Genomic DNA, 21,864 nt, shown 5'->3' with positions numbered 1-21,864 from the left:
AACCATGATGATTTTAAAAATAATTGGCTTTGCCATCGTTGGGATTGGCTTATTTTTGTTAGCTACTTATGTAGTAATGCGGCTCTGGAACTGGCTGATTCCAGCGCTCTTCAACGGTCCTCGTCTGCGGTTTGTGCAGGCATTAGGTGTGTTTTTGCTAGCGCGGCTGCTAGTTGGTTTTGGTGGCTTTGGCCCCCGTGGATACGGCCCCCGTGGATACGGCCATTTTAATCACTACGGCTATGGTAGGCCATATTGGCACGACCATCAAAACCGCGTCGATAAAGACCATCAGCAACACGGTCGGTTAAGACCTGCTCCGCAGGATTCTGATGCCGATCGGCAATAAGTAACTAGTTTAGATTAACCGACAATGAAACGATTCAGGTTTCGCCACGGAATACGCTTCCTTGGCTTCGCAATACTCTTCCTTAGCCTGGTTGGCTGGATAGTGATGGCCCTTTGGAATGCCCTCTTACCGTCAATTCTGGGGGTATCGGCAATCAGTTGGGTCCAGGCACTGGGCTTATTATTGCTGAGCCGTATTCTGTTTGGCGGATTTGGTGGCCGTGGGTTTGGCTCCCGTGGATTTGGTGGCCAGCGATATGGCTCCGGAAGTCGTGGACGATTTGGTTCGGCTCGTTATGAGTGGAAGCAGAAAATGGCCGAACGCTGGTCGCAGATGACGCCCGAGCAGCGGCAACAGATGCGGCAGCAATGGCGCGACCGTTGCCGCCAGTGGGGGCGGGGGCGACGAGATGAGCCCAAAGCTGACGATGCTGATAAATCGGAATACTAATCAACCGCTAGGTGAAATAGTAGAAACGGGTCATTCATTATTAAGGAATTTACCAATGACGAATGACCCGTTTCTAATCACTACTGTTTATCCCACCACACGCGGGTGTCCAGATTATCGGGCCCCTGCCGGGAGATAGCTTCATTGACTTTGGTTTGATTCACCGAAATTTCGGAATCGGGATAACTGAGTCGGTTTATAAAATTACCTTTTATCTCTTTACCCGGATACGGGTTTGGTGTGAGGGTAGGGTAGCCGCTTCGGCGGAAATTGGCGAAGGCTTCGGGGCCATTGAGGAACGAAGCTACCCAATACTGGGTGTTGATTAGTTCGAGGCCGCGAGCCGGGTCATACGGGTTTTTCTGCAAATAAGCGGCAATATTGGCATCCGAAACCAGCGATGTTGCATCATAATCGCCCAGTTGCTTCATGTGGGCCGTTACACCAGCATTATAAAAATCTGCCGCATTGCCGGTTGTCCAGCCGCGTTGGGCCGCTTCGGCCAGCAGGAGCTGGGTTTGGGCATATGTTACCAGAAAACAGGGTGCCGTGAAAGCGCCCATGCGGGTCCGGTCCAGTTGCGAATAATCGTAAAAACTGGCCAGCCCATCCGTCGTCGCCCGTGCCGGAATGGTACCGTTATCGTATCCCAGCGGCATACCGATCTGAACCGACGGGTCGCGGTTGGCTTTGGCGGCTGTTTGCTCCGGCCCACTTTTTGCACCAACGTACCGAACCGCAATCGATGCCAGCCGAGGGTCGGAGGTTGATTTGAGGTAATCGACAAACGTTTTGGTCAGATAAAAATTAGCCGCTTCGGTTGAGTTGAGCGTTGTGCCCACCGGATTCTGGTAATTGGCGTTGTTCCGAACAGCGGAGTTATCGGCGTTTGATTGCATCACACCCCCCGCCACCGCTTTCTGAACCGTCGATTGGGCCAGCGTTGGATTGACTTTCGAGAGCCGCATACCAGCCCTCAGCATTACCGAATAGCCCAGGCGTTTCCACTTCGTAATGTCGCCACCGAACATGATTTCGCCCGCTTCGGTCGGTTTGCTGGCGTCCAGAGCGGCCGTTGCTTCCGAAAGTTCTTTCAAAATATCGGTATAGATGCTTTCCTGCGTGTCATACTTAGGGCTGACATTGCCCGAAAGGTAACCCAACCCGGCTTCAGAATAGGGAATATCGCCATACGAATCGGTTAAGGTCATCGATGCCAGCGCTTTCCAGATGCGGGCCATGTTGTAGAGATTACTCCGGTTGGCATCGGTTTTCGTTTTGGCAATAATATCGACCAGATACCGGATATTATCGCGGAAGTACCGCTGCCAGAGTTGTGCGTTTGCACCCGACGACCCCCTGTTGTCGATATTAAAATTGCCCCCGGATATAATTCCTGAGTTGGGAGAAAACATTTGCTGAACGATTGGCTCTTCAAAAATCAGCATACTTCCCGGAAACGAAGTATTGACAATCGCATTGTTAAATGTAAAAACAGGGTTTAAGGCAGTAGCCGCCGTTGGGTTGGTGTTGAGGTCATCAAAGCCCTTGTCGCAACTGCTCGCGCCAGCCAGTAAGGCAATCAGAGTTATATAGATGCTTGTCTTTTTCATGGTCAAAACTTTTGGAGTTTATGGGTTTTAGTTCTTGTTTACGGTTGCTCCGCTTGTCTGCTTATATCGTTGTCAGGCAGCGCAACCAAAAACATGTCTAAAACCGAACATTCAGGTTGAAGCCAATACTGCGGGTGGTGGGCAAACCTGTCGACTCGAGTCCAACCAGATTGTCGGAGCTGAAACCGAACTGTTCAGGATCAATGTTGGGTACCCACTTTTTCAGGATAGCAACGTTGTTGGCTACGGCACTCAGGCGAATCCCCTTGATAAAGAGTGATTTGGGTAGGAATCTGGTGAAGTCGTAACCCAGGCTGATCTGACGGAGTTTCCAGAAACCTGCATCGTAGATAACCTGCTCGCCCAGACTCTTCGACCGGCCAACGGAGTAATAGTCCTGCACAAAAGCACGAACAGCGTTGGTTTCACCTTTGTCGTTGACACCTACTCCCACCATTTTGTTATCGGGATCACCGCGCCCGACCAGCGTTTCTTTATGCAGTCCATGTCGGTATACGTTCAGGTTTGTTCCCGAAATCATTTTGCCGCCCAACTTGAAATCGATAAGAACCGACAGATTGACGCCTTTGTAATTGAACGTGTTGGTAATGCCACCAATGTATTTAGGAAGGGCAGACCCTAGCGAAATTGGCGTTGCCGTACGGTTGGGAATACCATCACTACCATGGATAATACGTCCCTGGGCATCTCGTGCATAGCCATAGGTATACAATTGACCCAATTCCTGACCAACCACCTGCCGGAGTTCACCGACGTAGATACCGGTGCCAACCACAATCTGTTCGGCTCGTCCATCTTTATTATAGTCTTTTTCAGGAGTGCCGTCGTCGTCGGTCAGCAGCCGCAACAGTTTGGTTTTGTTATACGAACCGTTTAGGGTAACATCCCAGGAGAAATCTTTTGTTCGAATCGGGGCCAGGTTCAGCAATACTTCAATACCCCGGTTACGGCTTTGTCCGCTGTTGATCAGAGAACTTGTGTAGCCCGAGGCATCAGAAACCTGCACCGACACAATCTGATCGCTGGTCACCTTGTTATAATAAGCCAGATCTAACCCAACGCGGTTGTTAAACAGTTTCAACTCCAGCCCCAATTCGGTTTCGGCTACCCGGCTGGGGCGTAGCGTATTGCTGGGAACGGTGCTGGAGGTAATGTTGCCTACGGGTTGCCCCTGGCCAGCCGGATTGGGGAACAGGTTGGCTCCAACGGAATAGAACAGGTTGTTAGAGTAGGGCGCTACGTCGCCATCGCTACCAACCTGCGCATAGGCCGCTCGCAGTTTACCGAAGTTGAGCCATTCGGGTAGGTTGTTGAACGCTTGCGAGAACACAAAGCTGCCGGTTATGGACGGATATAGAATGCTTCGATTGGCCGCTGCCAGTGTCGAGAACCAGTCGTTACGAACGGTTCCGTTCAGGAATAAAACATCCTTATACGATAGCTCTGCAGCGCCATATAGCGAATTGACCCGACGCTCGCTCAAACCATAGGTTGGATCTTTTACCCGGCCATTCTGCGGAACATACAGTCCCCGAACAATGAAATCGGTAACCTGCACAGAGTTCAGATCGCTTCGGCGGTAGAGCTGGTTGCCCCCCAGTGTAAGGTCGACCCCAATGGCACCGAATTTACGATTAGCCCCGATCAGGAAGTCGGTGTTGATTTCCCGGAACCGACGAACTTCCTGCACATAAGCTCCATTGACAAAACCCGCCGGAGCGGCTGCCAGCGATGCCTGGCCAGTAGGGAAGTTATAGTCCTGATCGCGCGACCAGTAGTCCTGACCAGCCCGTACCTGAAAATAAAGCCAGTCGGTGAAGTTATACCGGGCGGCAACGTTACCAAACAGGCGGTCGCGCCGGATGTTTTCGAACTTGTAATTTAGCGTAAAGTACGGATTGGTGCGGTTCATGAACCGGGAATACACAAACTCATTACCCGTTGCCGGATTGATCTGATTGGCCTCCAGTACATCGAGCGGCATCGAATTCGCCAGGGTGTAAATAACCGTTGGTGTACTGTTGTCCTGTTGGGCAATCTGGGGCGGGTTTTTGTTGTACTCATTCGAGTAGTTCATTGTGCCCGTTACGGTCAGCTTGGACGATAGGTTATAGCTAAAACCCAGATTGATCGTTTTCCGATTAAACGTGTTATTAGGCGTGATGCCTTTATTGTCGGTGTTCGACACGGAGAGGTTGAACCCGCCCTTTTCGGTGCCCGACGAGACAGAAATCGAATTGGTCCAGGTTGAGCCATTCCGATAGAATTTGTTGATGCGGTTGCGAACTGGCTCGTATGGTACCGTAACGCCACCGAACAATACCTGCGTCATGCCGGGCTGAAATTTTTCGCCAAAGCTCCATACGCCCGATGTGGGGTTAGCCGACGTTGGCCGAACACCATATTCGCCCTGCCCGTATTCGTACTGAAAGTCCGTATAATCGAGTGGGTGGTCGGTGGTGAAGTTTGTATTATAGGTAACGCCAATGCCCTGGCCGGTGCCACGGGTTTTTGTCGTAATCAGAATAGCACCATCTTTAGCGCGTGAACCATACAGGGCCGCGGCCGTACCTCCTTTCAGCACCGTCATCCCTTCGATATCGTCGGGATTGATCGACGACAAGCCATCGCCACCGTCGGAGTAGTTGCGGTCGCGGTTGCTAATGGAGTTGTCGCTACCGGCGTTGCCGTTGTTCTGGCCAAAGTTGGTATTATCGATCGGAACACCGTTAACAACAATCAGCGGGCTGTTTTGCCCCGAAAACGATGATTGACCCCGAATCCTGATTTTACTGGTGCCAGCAGCTCCCGTGCCCAAGCTCGAAATATTGACCCCGGCGATCTTGCCCTGTAGCGCATTCATAAAGTTGACCGTTCGGTTCGTAGCCACCTGTTCGGGCGATACGGTAGCGGTAGCATAGCCGAGCCGTTTGGCTTCTTTTTTGATACCCAGTGCCGTCACCACCACCTCGTTTAGGTTCTGTTCGGTTTCCTGAAGGGTAACCGTTAGCTGCGTTTGGTTCCCCACAGCAACATCGCGACCCGTGAACCCAATAGCACTGAACACTAGGGTTGAATTGGGCGGTACAGTCAACGAAAAATTCCCGTCGGCGTCAGTTGTCGTTCCCTGTTGGGAGTTCTTGATCAAAATGTTTACACCCGGAATTGCCTGCTGATCCTTGCCGGAAATAACCCGACCCGTAACCCGGCGCTCCTGCGCCCAGGTTGCCTGATTAAGAAGGCATAGCGCCCACAGCAAAATGCCAAGAGCAAAGCCTCTTTTTTGTAGATTTTTTTTCATTGAGGGTAGGAATTGATAGACGGTTATTTGTTTAAATAAGGCAAATAAATCTTGATTAGTTGCTAAAGTGTCTAAAGTACACTTAATCTTGCATCTACTATTGGAAATGAGTATTTATCCTTATTTTTTTATGGCCTTTTAGGGAGCGGTCGGGTTTATTTGTAATCTGATATATAAATATGATCTATGGTAGAGTGTTTTTTATGTAAATTTCTGTAAATCAGGTAGTATAAAATAAGCTTGTATAATCTTTAATAGTCTTGAACTGCAACTGTTCGTTTGCTATGAAAACAATGATTTTCTGCTTCCTGCTGTCGTTGGGTACAGCAATTACTTTGTTGGGACAAAATACTCCAGCGGACTTAAAAAGTGAGGCCGACTTCATGACGGCTTTGATGAAAATGGCTCGTTATCCTAGGTCGGCACAACAGGCCGGAAAAGTAGCGAAAGTGTATGTTAATTTCAGCGTTGAAACAAATGGCCACATCGGCAATGTCAATGTCCTGAATGAAAACGCTGTTGATCCGGCGTTTTCGGTTGCTGTTAAGCAATTGATGAGTAAACTGCCCGATCAAAAACCGGCTTATGCCGGAGCGTATGTGCTTCCAATCATATTTGAGCTGGAGGGACAGAATGGAAAAACAGAGCAGCCTAAGGAAGGTCAACCACTAGACGTGCCGTCGGGTCAGACGCTGTTAAATGAATTAGTGGTGGTTGCTTATAAATAGAGAGCGGTATAGAACAAAAAAACGCCCGACCTGGCCAGGTCGGGCGTTTTTATATGATGAAAAGAGCATTAAGGCTTAGGTTCGCCGGTAGCGGTACTTTTCGTCGAACTACCCAGCGAATTAATCCAGGCGGCTATTTTCAGCGCGTCGGCTTTGGGAACCTGGGCCATTGGTGGCATTTCGGTGGCATAATCCGGCCAGTTTTTAGGCTTGGGATTATAGATCAGCTCAACTATCTGATCGTTGGTGTAGTTGCGCCTGGCAACATCGGCAAAGGCCGGGCCAACCTGCCGCTTATCCGTCTGATGGCAGGCTACGCATGTATGGCGTGTCAACAGCCCTCTGACTTCCTCATACGTTGGGGCTTTAGCCATCGTAACGGCCTGCCCTTCTATGATTTTTGCCTTGCCGCCTGTGGTTCCTTTTTTGGCAGGAGCGGCTTTTTTCTCAGCAGCCGGTGGTGTAGCAGGGGCCGGAGCGACTGCCGAATTTTTAGTGCTAACCTCGCTTAATGACAGTTTCTGCCCATCAGGAATGTTGTTGAGCGTATAGTAAGCAATCGGATGAACCAGCGAATACGATCCTTCCTGACCCCGAACGCCTTCGAGCGTCAACTGATGAATGTAGTATTTCCGCAGATTATCCACGATGATTCGGGCTTTTAGCCCATCGGTCGATACTTTAACGCCTTTGATTGGCAGCGCTTCCTTATTGACTGTTGGGCTACCATATACCGAGTGATATTTATACAAAAAGCTTTCGACCCGGTACGATGCCAGATCTTCGGCCGATTTACGATCGACAGGTTTCGTGAATTCAACCTCAAAGCCATCGGGCATAGCCTTTACGGTACGCATTTCAAACGGAATCGCACCATTCCAGGCTAGTCGTTGTAGCCCTTCGTTGGCTTCGCCGGCCGAGCCCCAGCCCCGGTTGGTTTCGCCAACAAACAGGGAGCCATCTTTGCCCCAGGCCATCCGTAACACGCCCGAGCGGAAGCCATTCCGAAACTCAATGGCACCACCCTGGTATTCGCCGTTTACTTTTTCCATGAATACCCTTGAGATTTTGCTCATGCCCTGATCGCCCACCAGCAACTGACCAGCAAATGGACCAAATGCACCTTCTGGAATTTCTACGATTTCGGAATTGGAAATGCCCAGAATACCATGCGGCAACCAAACGGCCGGTGTCTGAAAATCGGCGTTCGGGAACTGATCTTTCATGGTATAGAGTAATGTTGGGGTTTCGTTGGCAATATTTTCGGGTTTTATGGCCCGGCCATTTTCGTCCCGACGACGGCGTTCATCGATTTTGGCATTAAACTGCTCCGCGGTGAGTTTAACGGGCGAGTTTGGCATACTACTCCAGCGCAAACCAGCCGGATGCCCCACAAACGCTCCTTTTTTGACATGCACAATACCGCCCGATCCCATCCAGTCGCCCTGGTTATCGGCATAAAACAATTCACCATCGTAAATACCCAGGCCGCATGGCGAGCGCATACCGGTTGCCCAGGGCTGCATGGTGCCATTTTCGGTGATATTCATGGTCCAGCCGCGCCAGGGCACCCGGCTTTCGCCCCGCCACCATTCTTCATCACCAAAGGCCACATTACCGGTCACGAAAAACGAACCATCAGGGGCAATTTTTGGACCAAAGCTGTATTCATGATAGTGTCCCGACAAAGGCCATGCGTAAATCGTTTCGAACAAATCAGCCTTCCCGTCTTTGTTGGTATCGACCAGTTTGGTTAGTTCGCCACGCTGAGCGCAATAGAGTGCACCATCTTTATAAGCAAGCCCCAGAATCTCGTGCAAACCAGAGGCAAACTTGCGGAAAAACGGTTTACGACTGGTTGGATTTTCAACAATCCAGATGTCGCCCCGGCGGGTAGCTACCCCCAGGCTCCCATTGGGCAATGTTGTAAGGCCACCCACTTCGAGCAAGGTGCCCTCGGGAGCCGTTACTTTCAGAATTTTGAAGAAGTCTTCCTCTTTTGGTGACTCCTGCGCCAGAGAAGCTGTCAGACTGGCTGCTGCCAGGAGGGTTACAAATAGTTTTTTCATAAGGCAAGGCCATGTATTCGAGCGTAGATGTTTAGTTGGTAGATGCATCTACTGAATACCATAAAACCAATTAAAACAGGATCGAATAGGTCAGTTTTCCCTTAACAGGCACAAGTAATTCTTTCTGGTCTCCCGCATCACGAATAATGGGTTTAGCACCGCCAGCATCGTCGATTCGGACGTATTCCTGTCCATCGACCATATACATCCCGTTTTCCAGGGAGCTAATGGCATTACCGCTGGCAATTCGGGCATATAGGTTACTGGCTGGATTCGTTACAGTTACTTCGCGTTTGATACCCTGACCAGCTTCCAGCACCCGAATCTGGTCTTCTACGGGGCTGCCAAAGCTCTGGTAGCGAAATGTTGGGCGGTCGCTGCCATCCAGCATATATCCTTTCGGACGATATTCTGAACCTGTTGTGTCGGTTGGCCAGTTGCCCTGCGGAGACGCTAGCTTAGCCAGAAACAGCACAGGCGTACCCAGGCGCTGCACCATACCCATCGGGCGGGAAGAACCATCGCCCCGGTCGTGCCACATCGGCGTAGCATCCAGAAACTGGCCACGCCATACCTGTACCAGAGCGCCTTTATCGAGATCGTATGTATAATGGATCTGTTCGGGACTGCCGACCGAAATGGCATGTGTAACGCGCACCCGCTTGCCCTGCGTGTTTTTATCGCCGGGCAGGTCCATAAAGCTCCGCAGAATGGTATTGGTCGATGCATCGACCAGAATCGGATCGACATCGTCGACATTGATGCCCGTAGGATCGCTGATCAGAAACTCACGGATACCGGGTCCGGCAACGGTAAGAGAAAGAGCTGGCTGGAACCAGCCTACATGTTTGGAATAAAACAATTCGAGTGGAAGGTTGCCTTTAGGCAGCGTAATTTTTCCTTTGCTGCTACGGTCGGTAGGGGCAATAACCGACTGATTGTTGATTTTGAGCATTCCGCTACCACCCGGAACTCCTAAATTGAACGTGTACTCGCCAGGTTCGTTGACTTGCAGGGTACCCGTATAGCGAATCAGAAATTCGTTGGAGATACGGCTGACCATAGCAGTTAACAAAGGGCTGGTGCCTTCCGATTCGGGTGCTATTTTATCATATTCCGGCTCTTTTTCGTATTTGCCTTTGTAAATGGTATACTTGAGGCTGACCAGCTCGGGCCGGGGTTTATCGTAAGAAGTATAGCGAATATTTCGGAACGCTACGGGGCCATGATCGCCCTGGAGCATGAGTGGGCCCATCGCTTTTTCGTCGTCGAAACCAGCCGCGCGGGTTGGACCCGTAAGTTCGACATCTTCATGAATAACAACCCCGTTCAGCTCAACCCGTAGCATTCGGGCATTGGCGGTTTTTTGACCGTTGGCATTGAAGCGGGGAGCCTGAAACGAGATTTTCAGATGTTGCCACAGACCCGGTGCCCGACTGGCATTCTGACGGGCCGGGTGACCGTCGTAGCCGTTCTGACCTTCGGGGCGTTTCGAATCCCAGCGTTCGTAGATAGAGCCATTGTCGACAACACGAGGACTGTGGAGGTCCCAGCCCGTATTATCCCAGCTATCGAACAACTGGATTTCATAACGACCCTGTAGAAATAGGCCCGAGTTCGATTTTGGGGCAATCATATAGTCGAGTTCAAGATCGAGATCGCCGTGCTGGAAAGTTGTGAAGAGATTGTACTTCGAGGGATTTTTGGGATCTTCGGGCATTTTGGCGAGCGGCACATTGGCCAGCACACCAGTTCCTTTTTCGGTAGTAATTGCGTTAGGTTTGCCAAGTTCGGCGCGGACATTACCAACAATTTGCCAGTTGGGAGTGGCTGATTGAAACGCGCTCAGATCATTGAGTAAAACAGGAGTACCAGGGGCAGGGGCGGGTTGGGCTATTGAGAACCCAGCGCCAACGATCCAGCCGATGCCCAACAGCCAGCGAAAGCGTGCTGTAATAGTTGGTTTTGACATGTAGGATTTGAAATTTTGGACCCGAAATTTACCATTTTTTCACCACAAACGGATGAGATTCGGCATTTACCCTATCTTTGGGGGTTTACTTGCCAATTCATTAACCCGTTTACATTTCCATGAAAAATGCTCCGTTATCGCTCGCGTTCTGCGTTGGTATCGTTGGCTTAGCCCTAACCTATTCGGCCACAGCTCAAAACCAAACCCCCAAGAAAACCCCGGAATCGACAGAAATCTGGGAACCCGTTCCGCCGGTTATCACTCCAGGAACCAATTCGGCTGCTACCAGTGGCACCACAGCGCCATCTGATGCGGTTATCTTATTCGATGGCAAAAACACCGACGAGTGGGTGGCCATTAAAGGATATTCGCCTGCCGACTGGGAAAAAACCAACGAAGGACCGCTGAAATGGCCGGTTCAGGATGGTGTGATGTATTCTACGAAAGGCTTCTCAGCCCGCTCGAAAAAAGAGTTTACCGATTTTCAGCTTCACCTTGAGTTTAAAACGCCCGAAAAAGTAGAAGGCAATGGCCAGGGCCGGGGTAACAGTGGCGTGTTTTTACAGGGTCGCTATGAGTTGCAGGTGCTGGATAACTACAACAACCCCACCTACGTGAATGGCATGGTTGGTTCGATTTACAAACAGGCTATTCCGTTGGTTAACCCAAGTCGTAAACCCGGCGAATGGCAAACCTACGATGTCGTTTATCAGGCTCCCCGTTTCGATAAAAACGGTATGATGATCGACTATGCGTATGTAACGGTATTCCTCAACGGTGTGCTGGTTCAGAACCATGCCGCCATCCGGGGCACAACCGAATACATTGGATATCCGAAAGTGCAGGCACACGGTGCCGGCCCAATTCTGCTGCAGGACCACGGCAATCCGGTAGGTTTTCGCAACATCTGGGTTCGTGATCTGTAAGAACTCATTGGCCTGAAGTCTTTCAGGTATTCTTGCTAAAGTACAAATAGAGCTGTTTATTGGCGCTCTGTTTGTACTTTTAGTGTTTTATGGGGAGTCGACATGCTGCTTTTCTGGCAGGAGCGGCTTCAAATCTGAAAATAAGGAGGAGAGAAAAACGGCGATAAAGACTATATGCCTGCCCAAAAGAAACCATCCAAAGCTCCCTACGACCCCATTAAAATTATTGCCTGGCTACTCGTCCTGATCATTACCCTGCTTTATACCCTGGCAATCGTCAACTGGCTCTTTTAGCAGAAAAGCTCTTATGGCCTGCCGTTGCTTATAAATCCAGAAAAACACAGCCCATATAACAGAATATTTATGCCCGTTAACGTACTGCTGTACTTTTTGGCATAGAATATGTTTAGAAACCTAATGATTTATATCATTAAGGTGGATAAACAATCAATAGAATTAACATCCGGAGAATCTCTTTTGAATCGGCCAGTCAATTTTTGATAGACAAATAATTATGCAGAGAGACGTTTTGAGCCTACAGCTAATGCCTGGTGTATGCCCGGAAAGACTTACGGATAGCTCACACTTCACTAGAAAACTGGTTACTGCGTTGCTGATGCTCTCAGCGGTGCTGGTTGGTTTTGCGAGTCAGGCCCAGTCTGATCCCGTAACGCCGGGCGAAGCGAATAGTGCGATGGTGAGCCCTACACGCCTTAAGGCCGGATACCAGACACCTATTAAAGGCTGGGTTATTCATGAAGGCGATACGCTGCTGGTAGGCAAAGCCAGTGGGCCCGCTCAACGGTTTGCCTTCATTTATGAAATTCCGACCGAATCAACGACCGAATATGTCAATGGTCAGGCTTTTTATAAGTATATGGGAACAACAAATGGCGGAAAACAGGCTGTAGTTGGAAGTTTGTCGCAAAGTGGTCAGCGACGATACATTTTTAAGATGTGTGCGGCCCTGGCGCTGGGCGGAACAACATACTGCGCTGATCTGGACAATGCAATTATCTCGGGTGAAATTTTGCCACCGGCGCAATACCGATAAAAAATGATTGTAATGATTCTCCCTTTCGTTTGCTTTATAAAAAGAAAATCGACGCTGGCAGTTGATTATTGGGGGAAGTCAGGCACGATTTATACCCTGTCGTTGTTGGAATCATTGTGTATATTGTACATAAAGGATTTCAGTAGTATGCCAGCTCAACGAAAATTTCCTATCCGTATTCTGGTTGATGGAAAACCAGTACAGGTGCGGTCCATAGGCGGTGATTTTTTCTGCTCAAAACGATTTATCTATCAGGCGGCCTATGATCCATCTGGCCATTTAGTCGGTCGATTTATACGACACCTCCCGCAGGTCGATCAACCCATCTCTTCATGAATAGCAGGCAGCTTATTCAACGACAAAGCCCGGTAAGCGATATACCGGGCTTTGTCGTTAATTACTTTAACAACAAGGTGCAGATACTGTTGAAATCAGGTAACAGCCCTTGCATAAACGTTTCAGAAAAAAAGTGAAAATTTTTCTTGACTCTCCCCTTACGTCATAGTGTAGCTTTGCTTCGTCAATCAAACGTAGCAAATTCAATGAACTTGTATTCAGTTCATAAGCTTGCCAAACTGGCTGGAATCAGTGTGCGCACACTGCATTATTATGACCGGTTGGGGCTCCTCAAGCCATCTGTTCGTACCGAGGCCAGGTACCGATTATATGGCGACCAGGAATTGATCCGATTGCAGCAAATCCTGTTTTATAAGGAACTGGATTTTTCACTGGATGAAATCCGTCGGATTCTGGAGGCTCCCGATTTCGATGTTCTTCAGGCAATGCAACACCATAAACGGGCTCTGGAAGCCCGGCGGGATCGACTTGCTGCGCTGTTAACTACGATTGACAAAACCATGTCTAAATTGAAAGGAGAAAAAACTATGTTGACAGACGAAGAATTGTATGAAGGTTTTCCGAACGGCAAAGCCGAAGCCTATCGACGTGAGGCCGTAGAGAATTATGGTGCTGAGGTCGTAGATGAAAGTGAGCACAGGCTGCGCCAGTTGAGTAAAGCTGATTTTGGACAGCTCAAAGCCGCCCAGCAGGACATTACCCGACAACTGCTTTCGTTGATGAATTTGCCACCTGAGTCGGAGCAGGTTCAGACGGAAATTGTTCGCCATTTTGCCAATATTCAGGCTTTTTGGGGGCCGTCGGTAGGTAAAGGAAACCAACTCGGAGCTTACAAAGGGTTAGCACAACTATACGTAACCGACCTGCGATATACCAGCCAGAATGGTCAGGAAAATCTCGAATTTGCCTCCTTTATGAGTAAGGCAATGATATATTTTGTCGAAACACAGTTGAAAAGATAGGTAAGCCGGAATTCTTTCGGCTGGTATCTTCTTGCTGATTATAAACCGCAGGAGCGCCATGAATATACTTGTATCTTTGGCTCCTGCGGTTTCGAAACGACTACTTTTCTATAGTAAGGTTTTATTTATCAGGTAGTTGATTTATTGAAGCCGTGTGTAGCATACGCTATCGAAGACTCGGTAGTTTTGGTCGAAAAATAATTTCCTGAAATGGCTGCTCCTGTTCCCATATTTAAACTTGAATCATTTCCTCGCCATGAGCCCTATACGCTTTTTTATATGGCCCGGCTGGAAAAACTTGTTGAAGAAGTAAAAGGAATCGACGATCCACACGCGCACACGTTTTATTTGCTCATGTGGATTTTTCAGGGAAGTGGCACCCACACAATTGACTTTAAAACCTATACTGTAGAAGCCAACCAGTTGTATTTTCTGACACCTGGCCAGATTCATAGCTGGCAATTATCATCCGATATTCGTGGCTATAACCTGTTTTTTGATGCTAATTTTTTTCTGAGCCGGTTTGGAAACCGGTTTTATCAATATCCATTCTACCATTCAAATCAGCAACAACCCCTGGTGTCGGGAGCAGATCGGCAGGAGTTGTTTAGCAGTGTTTTCAAACAGGCCTATTTAGAGTATGAACAGCAGCAACCAAACCGGGCGGAGGTCTTTTTGTCGTTTCTACACATAATTCTCGAAACGGCTAACCGACTCTATCATCAGCAATGGCCGGGTGTCGATACGCAGCTTTATGATCGGATTCGGCAATATGAAGAATTACTGGAGCGTCAGTTTCTGACAGTTAGGGAAGTGAGCCGTTATGCCGAACAGATGAATCTTACGCCAAATTATCTTAATCACATTTGTAAGAAGATTGTTGGCAAAACCGCAAGTCAGCTTTTGCACGAACGTTTGGTTGTTGAAGCAAAGCGTCTGCTAACGCACACAGCGCAATCGGTGAAAGAAGTAGCTTATTACCTGGGCTTTGACGACCCCTCTTACTTCGTTCGATTTTTCCGGAAACAGACAACGCAAACGCCCGCCGAGTTTCGGCAGAGTCTGTTCGTAAATCGTTGATTTGTACCATACAATGGTTTGTATGTCTTTGCGGTTGAGTTAGGCCTGGTATACCTTTGTGACAGCCATACCGATTAACGGTTATACCTTAATAAGTGACTGTTAATCAGTAGTAAAATTATGAAATTATGTCAGCTAACAGTCGGTTCCATAGTATTGTTTTTAATAAATGCCCTCAGTGCGGACAGGGCGATTTTTTCGTTACAAACAGTGCGTTTAGTCGTCATTTTGACCGTATGCATGATCATTGTCCAGCCTGTGGGCAAAATTTCATGCCCGAGCCTGGTTTCTATTGGGCGTCTATGTTTGTCAGCTATGCTTTTTTTACAATCTGGATATTGATAACCTTTTTCCTGGTTGTGGTTTGGCTGGGCGTAGATCTGGATTATTACCTGATTGGATTAGTCCCTAGCCTGTTTCTACTAACTCCTTATTTTTTTCGGATGGCACGCAGAACCTGGCTTTCGATTTTTGTTAGTCCCAAGCCACAGCAGCCTTCTGTACTACAGCAAAAAATAAAGTAACATTCGTTGGTAGACCCATTTAACTCATAAAAAAAGAGTAGCTAAAGTGGCTGCTCTTTTTTTATGAGAACGACCTGCCGACAGGGGGTAGCCAACTCTTGAAAACCGACCATTGATGGCATGAATCGGCCTTTCATAAAAAATAATGGTATTTCCCCGCTAATAAATATTCCTTTGTCTACCAGAAGAAAATTGGTGTACTGGGCCAGAATGAATGAACAAATCTTCGTAGTAGAAGTGGCTGATGCGCAAAATGAGCGGTGCTCTTTTCCGATTATTGCGAATAGGTAATACTGAAGTTTGTAAGCGATTATACTTTTTCTGGTTATGATGAATGCTGATTCAGTGCTAACGAATGCATAAAGCAAGTCTGCTCTTTCAGGTAGTACGGTTCACAGATTTATCTACTCTCATCAATAAGCTTACCTTTTTTGGGGTCTCGAATTACTAAAGCAATCAATAGGTCTAAAGAAAGTGACCCTTGGTATATCCAAATTTTGGTTATTTATTGAATGGTAATTTTGGTGGCAAAATACTACGATATGTTTTTCAAAAGTAGTATTTTATACTGAGTAATTATTAATCATGAATTATATTTTACTTGTACTGGGAGTTTTTGGTCAGTTATTCATGATGGTTACTTATGCGCTTAGCGCTATGGACAAGAAAATAAAGGCTGGCGAGCGAATACAATACATCTTATTCGCATCGGTTTGCTGTGCTATGGTTGTCGCACTTATGATTGGCTTACTAAAATTTAACCTGCTTACAGGCAAAAAGTGAAATAAAATTTATGATACTCGCAGAGAAGAACAGGCATGGCAGGACTAAACTTTACCTGCGATTCTGCTTCTGAAAATGAATGTCGGTTTTTGAGGTAATTTATTTATAATTGACAAAATCAGTAGATTTACCTATATTTGTAGGCTAACTTATAAGGCGCCTGATTCTCGGATTTATTGCGGACCATTCAATTGGTTTTAGCACCTGGCTAATTCTGCTTATTTTTATATAATATTCTGATTGTTAGTTAGTTGTATTTTGTTTGTTATACTTTCTGCATAATAGTGCTTAGACGCGTGCATAGTGTAAATCCGTTTTGTGTAGTTACATTAGTTGCTCCAACTCCAATCTCACCTGATCGATCCCCTTTGTTATTATTGCTTAGACAATTAGGTTTTATGTGTCTGATTAAGGCATGGATGATTATGAACTGAACGGAACGCCTTGCCCAAACTGTGGGTATGAGGAAACCCGTTGGCGCTATTGTTCGAATTTTTGTAATGACGGTTACCTGGATGAATTCGGTGATACATCGGAGCCGAATCGGTGGCTCATTGCCACACCATGTCCGCAGTGTCGGGGAACCAGTATTGAAGTGTGGTGCCCCTGTTGTGGAGCCAATGTCTCCGGCCTGCGAGTTCCTGAAGATTATCTATATGAAAAAGCCTGACCAGAGCGATCAGGCTTTTTTATTAATTCCCTTTAGCCGGGAAATAGGTTCCTATTATTGGCTTACGGAAGCGCCATAAAGCTGATTGAAGAGGAGCTTAAACGTTCCCTGCGCTTGTGCCCGGAAGGTGATTTCGGGGCCGAAGGCAAGTAATTTTCCCGCGCCTACCGGTGCCATAAAAGCAGCTACGCCGTCGCGGAGGTAGGATTGTCCCCAGGCCCAGCCGCTGCGCAGGGGCTTGTCGGTTGCAAACCAGGCCAACGGTTTAACCGTTCCTTTCGCAATTGCATCGGGAGCAATTTTAAAGACCGGACTGGCATCAAAATATACATCCGTTTGAGTGGGCATACCCCAGGTAGCCTGCTGAGTCGAATCGAGGGTTACACGCAAAACACTGCCCGGAATGTAATATTTTTCGTTTGGTAGTGGACGCTCCTGACCTGAACTCGTCATTTCGACCAGCGCGCTTTTCACGGGAAGGCCCAGGTGATAGGCCAGATTTGTGCTGCTGCCAATGGTGACAACACTACCGCCCGCTTCCATAAACTTCTTCAACTGAGGAATTGATTTGTCGGGAGTAATTTTGCCGACCCACATACGATATTCGGCGGGTAGTTCTTCGGCTTTCGGTTCGCGACCCTGAAAATAATTGAATTCACCATCGCCACGGCCATTGCCGGTACTGGGCGCTGGTATGGCACGGGTTACGAAAACAATAACGTCGTATTGCTTCCGCAAATCGCCCGCGTCAATATCCTGCGCATAAATCAGCTTCATGGGGAAATGGTATTGCTCCATCAGCCAGCGTACCCAACCCGACGGCATTGAACCGCCGTAGGTATCCCAGAGCGCAATACGTTGGGGGGCTACCTTAACCAGCGATGTTGGCCGTTTCGCGATGCTTTTAATGTCAAGACCCAGATCTTTGGCCGATTTATCTAACGCAGTCTTGGCTTTGGCCGATGCGGGAACGAAAAACGCACCCGATTCGATAGCCGAATTGCCTGAAACTCCTACGGGCATCCGATAGACATCGACACCGGAACTGAGCAGGTCATTGACAGCAATGAATGAATTATTGGCTTTGGCACTCAGTACATAACCAGCACCCGATGCCGCATCGATATGACCTTTGGGCGACTGAAGTTCACCTAACGGTAATTTCTTGAATGGGCCATCGAAAGCATCCAGAACGCGGTCAAATTGCACATTCATCTGGTAGGCTAATGTCCAGCCAGCCGCATCGTATGGGCGTACCGGAGGGCCGCCCGGATACTGGAAATCGTTGGGGTGATCCTGTGGTTCAAACATATCCAGAATGTGGGGCCGGAACGACTGATCGGTTTTAACGATATAAGAACCTGCCGGATATTTTTTGCCTGCTACCGTGAAATCGCTCGTAGCTTCCTGAATCTGAATACCCGTTTTAACAAGCGCATTGATGAAGCGAACGGTTGTCCCTAAATCCGATTGATTCGCCGTAATGATATAACCACGTGGGTCGCGTTCGGCGGGGGCTTTCATGATTGAGTCGTAGTATTTTACCGGCAAACCGCCCCCACGAGGCAGTAATCCGTATTGGTCGGGGGTTGCGGTGGATGAAGAACCACTTTTTTTCTGATCGGCCTGATAGGCGCGGGTAATTTCATCGACGCGTTTGGGCGAGAGTGTCCAGTAATCCTGACTACCCCGGTCGATGGAGTTTTTGCCCATCCGATAGATGTTATACAGCAACTCGTCGCGCTGGCGGGCCGCATAATCCAGAACCGAATAGTTTAACGATAGCGAGTAATCGATCGATTGTTTGAAATGCCATTTCTGAGGAGTTACGGGAAACGGTGTATTTCCGTTTGGGATCAGCCGTTGCGGTACCAGCGGAATATCTTCTGGAGTTGGCCCACCAATGATTTCGGTCAGCAAACCAATCATATTATGGAAGTGGGTTGTTGTACGAAGACCACCATTATACCAAGTCGAAAAAACGGACCCTCCCAGGCGGGTAAAACCAGGCTTGTTCTCCGAATTTAACCGATTCACCATAGCAGCACCCAACGCATCGATCCCCGTAATCATGAGTGGGTCGAACACGTAGTTGAACGGATCGCGGTAGGGCGGACCCGCCAGCACCGATCCGGCCGGACCGCGCTGGTGGTGATTGTACATGATTTGCGGAATCCACTCAATAAACAACTGGCGCCCCATATTCTGCGTCTCTTTCATATTCATGATGAAAAAGTCGCGGTTATTGTCATGACCAACGTATTTCTGATACAGGCGGGGGAGGTGGTCCAGAGCCCGTTTTTCGGCTTTCGGTTCACGCATATACCAGTTACTGACAATCTCCTGCCCATCGGGGTTGGCGTGGGTCAGCAGAATAACCACATTGTCGAGTATCCGCAATGTTTCGGGATCTTTACGACTTACGAGTTCCCAGGCTGTTTCGATGAGCTGGTGCGTACCAACGGTTTCCGTTGCGTGCAAACCACCGTCGATCCAGACAATGGCTTTTCCTTCGGCAGCCAGTGCGCGTGCCTGTTCTTCCGAAAGACCTTCAGCACGGGCTAACTTTTGAGAAATCTCTTTGTACCGATCCAGTTTTTTAATGTTTTCTGGCGACGACACAATTAGCATATACTGATGCCGTCCTTCTTCGGTCATACCAATATCGACCAGTTTGGTGCGATCCGAGGTTGCCAGTTTTTTAAAATAGGCTTCGGTTTGCGTGTACGTAGCAAGTTGGTAATCGTCGCCGATATTGAAACCAAAATGCTCTTTGGGTGATGGAAGTGTCTGCGACCATCCGCTGGTTTGAACCACAAGCAGAAGAATAGCCGCTAATCGGAAAACTTTGAACATGATAAATTGAGTTAGTTTAGGGTAATGCGTTGATGGAGATTACTGATGTTTGGTCGGATTCAATAAGAGCGTAATTATCTCCGGAACTGGGTTATATTACGTCGTATATATTCTCCCGAAAGTCCAAGAATCAGTAGTTTTTGCAAAATCCCCTATAAACTTAAGTAAGAAAGCCGCAGATATTTCATTAAAAGAGCGATAAGATGCAGAAAAAAAAATAGTGGATAGCCTCTTGCATTTACACTACTTTTTTCAGGGTATAGTAAATATGGGTAGAAATAATGCAATTTTGTTATTATGTGTACTTGTTCCAATGAATATTTGGTAAAGCGCTTGCCACTCATCATAAAAGTTTTGTTATCTGTTGTTATGCAAGCCATTTTTAACCATATTCGCGTTTCTCATAAGCGATAATTTTGACCTTATAAGACTTAATAACTAAGTAAAATACTTAATTCATCACATGAAGAGAAGAGATTTCATCCACTTGTCCGGGATGGGAATGGGGGCCTTTCTAACGGCCGGCATTCCGGCATCCGGCATTCCAGTTCTGGGAAGCTCGGTTGCTCCCGAACACCTCCTGGAGCCCGGTGTGGATGTTGCCACCAAAAAACGCTTCGCCGACATTGCGCTCAATGCGGCAAAAAGCAAAGGAGCCTCGTATACCGATGTGCGCATTGGCCGATACCTGCAGCAGTATACGTTCACGCGTGAGAAAAGAGTTCAGAACGTTGTTAACGCCGAATCCTATGGCATCGGTATTCGCGTCATTGCGAATGGCACCTGGGGGTTCGCTGCCACCAGCAACGTTACGCCCGATTCCATTGCCCGTTGTGCCGAAACAGCCGTTGCCATTGCCAAAGCCAATTCCAAATTCCAGACAGAGCCGGTTGTGCTGGCACCGCAGAAAGGCGTTGGCGAAGTGAGCTGGAAAACGCCCATTACTAAAAATGCGTTCGAAGTACCCATTCAGCAGAAAATCGACCTGCTGATGAATGTGAATAACGAGGCCATGAAAAACGGAGCGGCCTTTGTTACGTCAAATCTCTTTTTCGTCAACGAACAAAAATATTTTGCCTCCACCGATGGGTCCTATATCGATCAGGATGTTCATCGTGTCTGGCCAACGTTTACCGTAACGGCTGTCGATAAAGCGGCAGGGAAGTTTAAAACCCGTGATGCCATCAGCGCGCCAATGGGCATGGGCTATGAATACCTCGATGGGCTGGCATCCGAAAAAATCGCGGGCCCGAATGGCCTGATCGGCTACCGAAACTCCTACGATATGATCGAAGATGCCATTCTGGCGTCGAAACAGGCTAAAGAAAAACTAACGGCCAAATCAGTGCAACCGGGCAAATATGATCTGGTTCTTGATCCAAACCACCTGGGTCTAACCATTCATGAATCGGTTGGCCACCCCACCGAACTCGACCGCGTACTGGGCTACGAAGCCAATTATGCCGGTACCTCGTTTGCTACGCTCGATAAGTGGAAAACCAAGAGCTTTAATTACGGTAGTAAACTGGTCAATATCGTTGCCGATAAAACCCAGCCTAATTCATTGGGAAAAGTGGGTTACGACGACGAAGGGGTTCCCTGTAAAGAATGGGATCTGATTAAAGACGGTATTCTGGTCAACTACCAGGCCATTCGCGATCAGGCGGCTATTCTGGGCGAAAATGAATCCAATGGCTGCTGCTATGCCGATAACTGGAATTCGGTTCAGTTTCAGCGGATGCCTAACGTATCGCTGAAATATGGAAGCGAAAAACGCTCAGTGCAGGATATGATCAAGGGTGTCGACAAAGGCATTTATATTATTGGCCGGGGCTCATACTCGATTGACCAGCAGCGGTATAACTTCCAGTTTGGCGGTCAGTTGTTCTATGAAATCAAGAATGGTGAAATTGCCGGTATGCTCAACGACGTTGCCTATCAGTCGAACACGCAGGAATTCTGGAATTCGTGCGCCCAGCTTTGCGATAAGGACGACTACCGAATGTTTGGTTCGTTCTTCGACGGTAAAGGGCAACCCTCGCAGGTGAGTGCCGTATCGCACGGGTGCCCTACCACGCGCTTCAACAACGTAAACGTAATTAACACAGGTCGTAATATTTAAAAAACGCCGGTTTCTCCGGCACCATCA

17 protein-coding genes are annotated in these 21,864 nt (G+C 48.1%); 12 read left to right on the top strand and 5 right to left on the bottom strand.

Going from position 1 to position 21,864, the window contains the following annotated elements:
* The first annotated feature begins 4 nt into the window (after window positions 1-4).
* Together WBJ53_RS16785 and WBJ53_RS16780 are read left to right on the top strand one after the other, a co-directional pair.
* Window positions 5-349 carry a hypothetical protein gene (locus WBJ53_RS16785; RefSeq protein ID WP_338868155.1) on the top strand — a complete coding sequence of 115 codons (345 nt, stop codon included), beginning with the start codon at window positions 5-7 and terminating at the stop codon, window positions 347-349.
* 24 nt (window positions 350-373) lie between these two features.
* The gene (locus WBJ53_RS16780; RefSeq protein WP_338868153.1) at window positions 374-799 is read left to right on the top strand and encodes a hypothetical protein; all 426 of its coding nucleotides are present in this window, start codon (window positions 374-376) and stop codon (window positions 797-799) included.
* Between the two features lie 80 nt (window positions 800-879).
* Here the strand turns inward: WBJ53_RS16780 and WBJ53_RS16775 are convergent, their stop codons facing one another.
* On the bottom strand, window positions 880-2,412 hold the full coding sequence (locus WBJ53_RS16775) for a SusD/RagB family nutrient-binding outer membrane lipoprotein (RefSeq protein ID WP_338868151.1): 1,533 nt from the start codon (window positions 2,410-2,412) through the stop codon (window positions 880-882).
* A 97-nt stretch (window positions 2,413-2,509) separates the two neighbouring features.
* On the bottom strand, window positions 2,510-5,734 hold the full coding sequence (locus tag WBJ53_RS16770) for a SusC/RagA family TonB-linked outer membrane protein (protein ID WP_338868149.1): 3,225 nt from the start codon (window positions 5,732-5,734) through the stop codon (window positions 2,510-2,512).
* A 284-nt stretch (window positions 5,735-6,018) separates the two neighbouring features.
* On the opposite strand from WBJ53_RS16770, the gene WBJ53_RS16765 reads away from it, so the two are divergent.
* Window positions 6,019-6,462 carry a TonB family protein gene (locus WBJ53_RS16765; RefSeq protein ID WP_338868147.1) on the top strand — a complete coding sequence of 148 codons (444 nt, stop codon included), beginning with the start codon at window positions 6,019-6,021 and terminating at the stop codon, window positions 6,460-6,462.
* 68 nt (window positions 6,463-6,530) lie between these two features.
* Here WBJ53_RS16765 and WBJ53_RS16760 read toward each other — a convergent pair whose 3' ends face one another.
* Entirely contained in the window at window positions 6,531-8,531 is a 2,001-nt protein-coding gene (locus tag WBJ53_RS16760; RefSeq protein ID WP_338868146.1) for a c-type cytochrome, read from the bottom strand.
* 70 nt (window positions 8,532-8,601) lie between these two features.
* The gene (locus WBJ53_RS16755; RefSeq protein WP_338868144.1) at window positions 8,602-10,503 is read right to left on the bottom strand and encodes a family 16 glycoside hydrolase; all 1,902 of its coding nucleotides are present in this window, start codon (window positions 10,501-10,503) and stop codon (window positions 8,602-8,604) included.
* Between the two features lie 119 nt (window positions 10,504-10,622).
* Between WBJ53_RS16755 and WBJ53_RS16750 the strand changes: the two genes are divergently transcribed.
* The 8 genes from WBJ53_RS16750 (at window position 10,623) to WBJ53_RS16715 (ending at window position 16,938) form a co-directional block, all read left to right on the top strand.
* Window positions 10,623-11,429, top strand: coding sequence for a DUF1080 domain-containing protein (locus tag WBJ53_RS16750; RefSeq protein ID WP_338868142.1), 807 nt, complete (start codon window positions 10,623-10,625; stop codon window positions 11,427-11,429).
* A gap of 514 nt (window positions 11,430-11,943) precedes the next feature.
* Window positions 11,944-12,483, top strand: coding sequence for a hypothetical protein (locus WBJ53_RS16745; RefSeq protein ID WP_338868141.1), 540 nt, complete (start codon window positions 11,944-11,946; stop codon window positions 12,481-12,483).
* A 147-nt stretch (window positions 12,484-12,630) separates the two neighbouring features.
* Window positions 12,631-12,819: a hypothetical protein gene (locus WBJ53_RS16740; protein WP_338868140.1), complete on the top strand. Its 189-nt coding sequence runs from the start codon at window positions 12,631-12,633 to the stop codon at window positions 12,817-12,819.
* A gap of 206 nt (window positions 12,820-13,025) precedes the next feature.
* The gene (locus WBJ53_RS16735) at window positions 13,026-13,802 is read left to right on the top strand and encodes a MerR family transcriptional regulator (protein WP_338868138.1); all 777 of its coding nucleotides are present in this window, start codon (window positions 13,026-13,028) and stop codon (window positions 13,800-13,802) included.
* A gap of 210 nt (window positions 13,803-14,012) precedes the next feature.
* The gene (locus tag WBJ53_RS16730) at window positions 14,013-14,882 is read left to right on the top strand and encodes a helix-turn-helix transcriptional regulator (RefSeq protein WP_338868136.1); all 870 of its coding nucleotides are present in this window, start codon (window positions 14,013-14,015) and stop codon (window positions 14,880-14,882) included.
* Between the two features lie 236 nt (window positions 14,883-15,118).
* Entirely contained in the window at window positions 15,119-15,406 is a 288-nt protein-coding gene (locus WBJ53_RS16725; RefSeq protein WP_338868134.1) for a DUF983 domain-containing protein, read from the top strand.
* A gap of 585 nt (window positions 15,407-15,991) precedes the next feature.
* Window positions 15,992-16,189 carry a hypothetical protein gene (locus WBJ53_RS16720; protein ID WP_338868132.1) on the top strand — a complete coding sequence of 66 codons (198 nt, stop codon included), beginning with the start codon at window positions 15,992-15,994 and terminating at the stop codon, window positions 16,187-16,189.
* 461 nt (window positions 16,190-16,650) lie between these two features.
* Window positions 16,651-16,938: a hypothetical protein gene (locus WBJ53_RS16715; protein ID WP_338868130.1), complete on the top strand. Its 288-nt coding sequence runs from the start codon at window positions 16,651-16,653 to the stop codon at window positions 16,936-16,938.
* Here the strand turns inward: WBJ53_RS16715 and WBJ53_RS16710 are convergent.
* Complete coding sequence (locus WBJ53_RS16710; RefSeq protein WP_338868128.1) at window positions 16,914-19,715, bottom strand: M14 metallopeptidase family protein; 2,802 nt, start codon at window positions 19,713-19,715, stop codon at window positions 16,914-16,916. The two genes, WBJ53_RS16715 and WBJ53_RS16710, sit on opposite strands and share 25 nt — an antisense overlap.
* 463 nt (window positions 19,716-20,178) lie before the next feature.
* Between WBJ53_RS16710 and WBJ53_RS16705 the strand changes: the two genes are divergently transcribed.
* Complete coding sequence (locus WBJ53_RS16705; protein WP_338868126.1) at window positions 20,179-21,837, top strand: TldD/PmbA family protein; 1,659 nt, start codon at window positions 20,179-20,181, stop codon at window positions 21,835-21,837.
* Window positions 21,838-21,864: the final 27 nt, after the last annotated feature.

The sequence above is a fragment of the Spirosoma sp. SC4-14 genome (assembly GCF_037201965.1).
Classification (GTDB): Bacteria; Bacteroidota; Bacteroidia; order Cytophagales; family Spirosomataceae; genus Spirosoma.
Note: the sequence above shows the minus strand (reverse complement) of the source record. Positions and strands in the feature narration are given on the sequence as shown.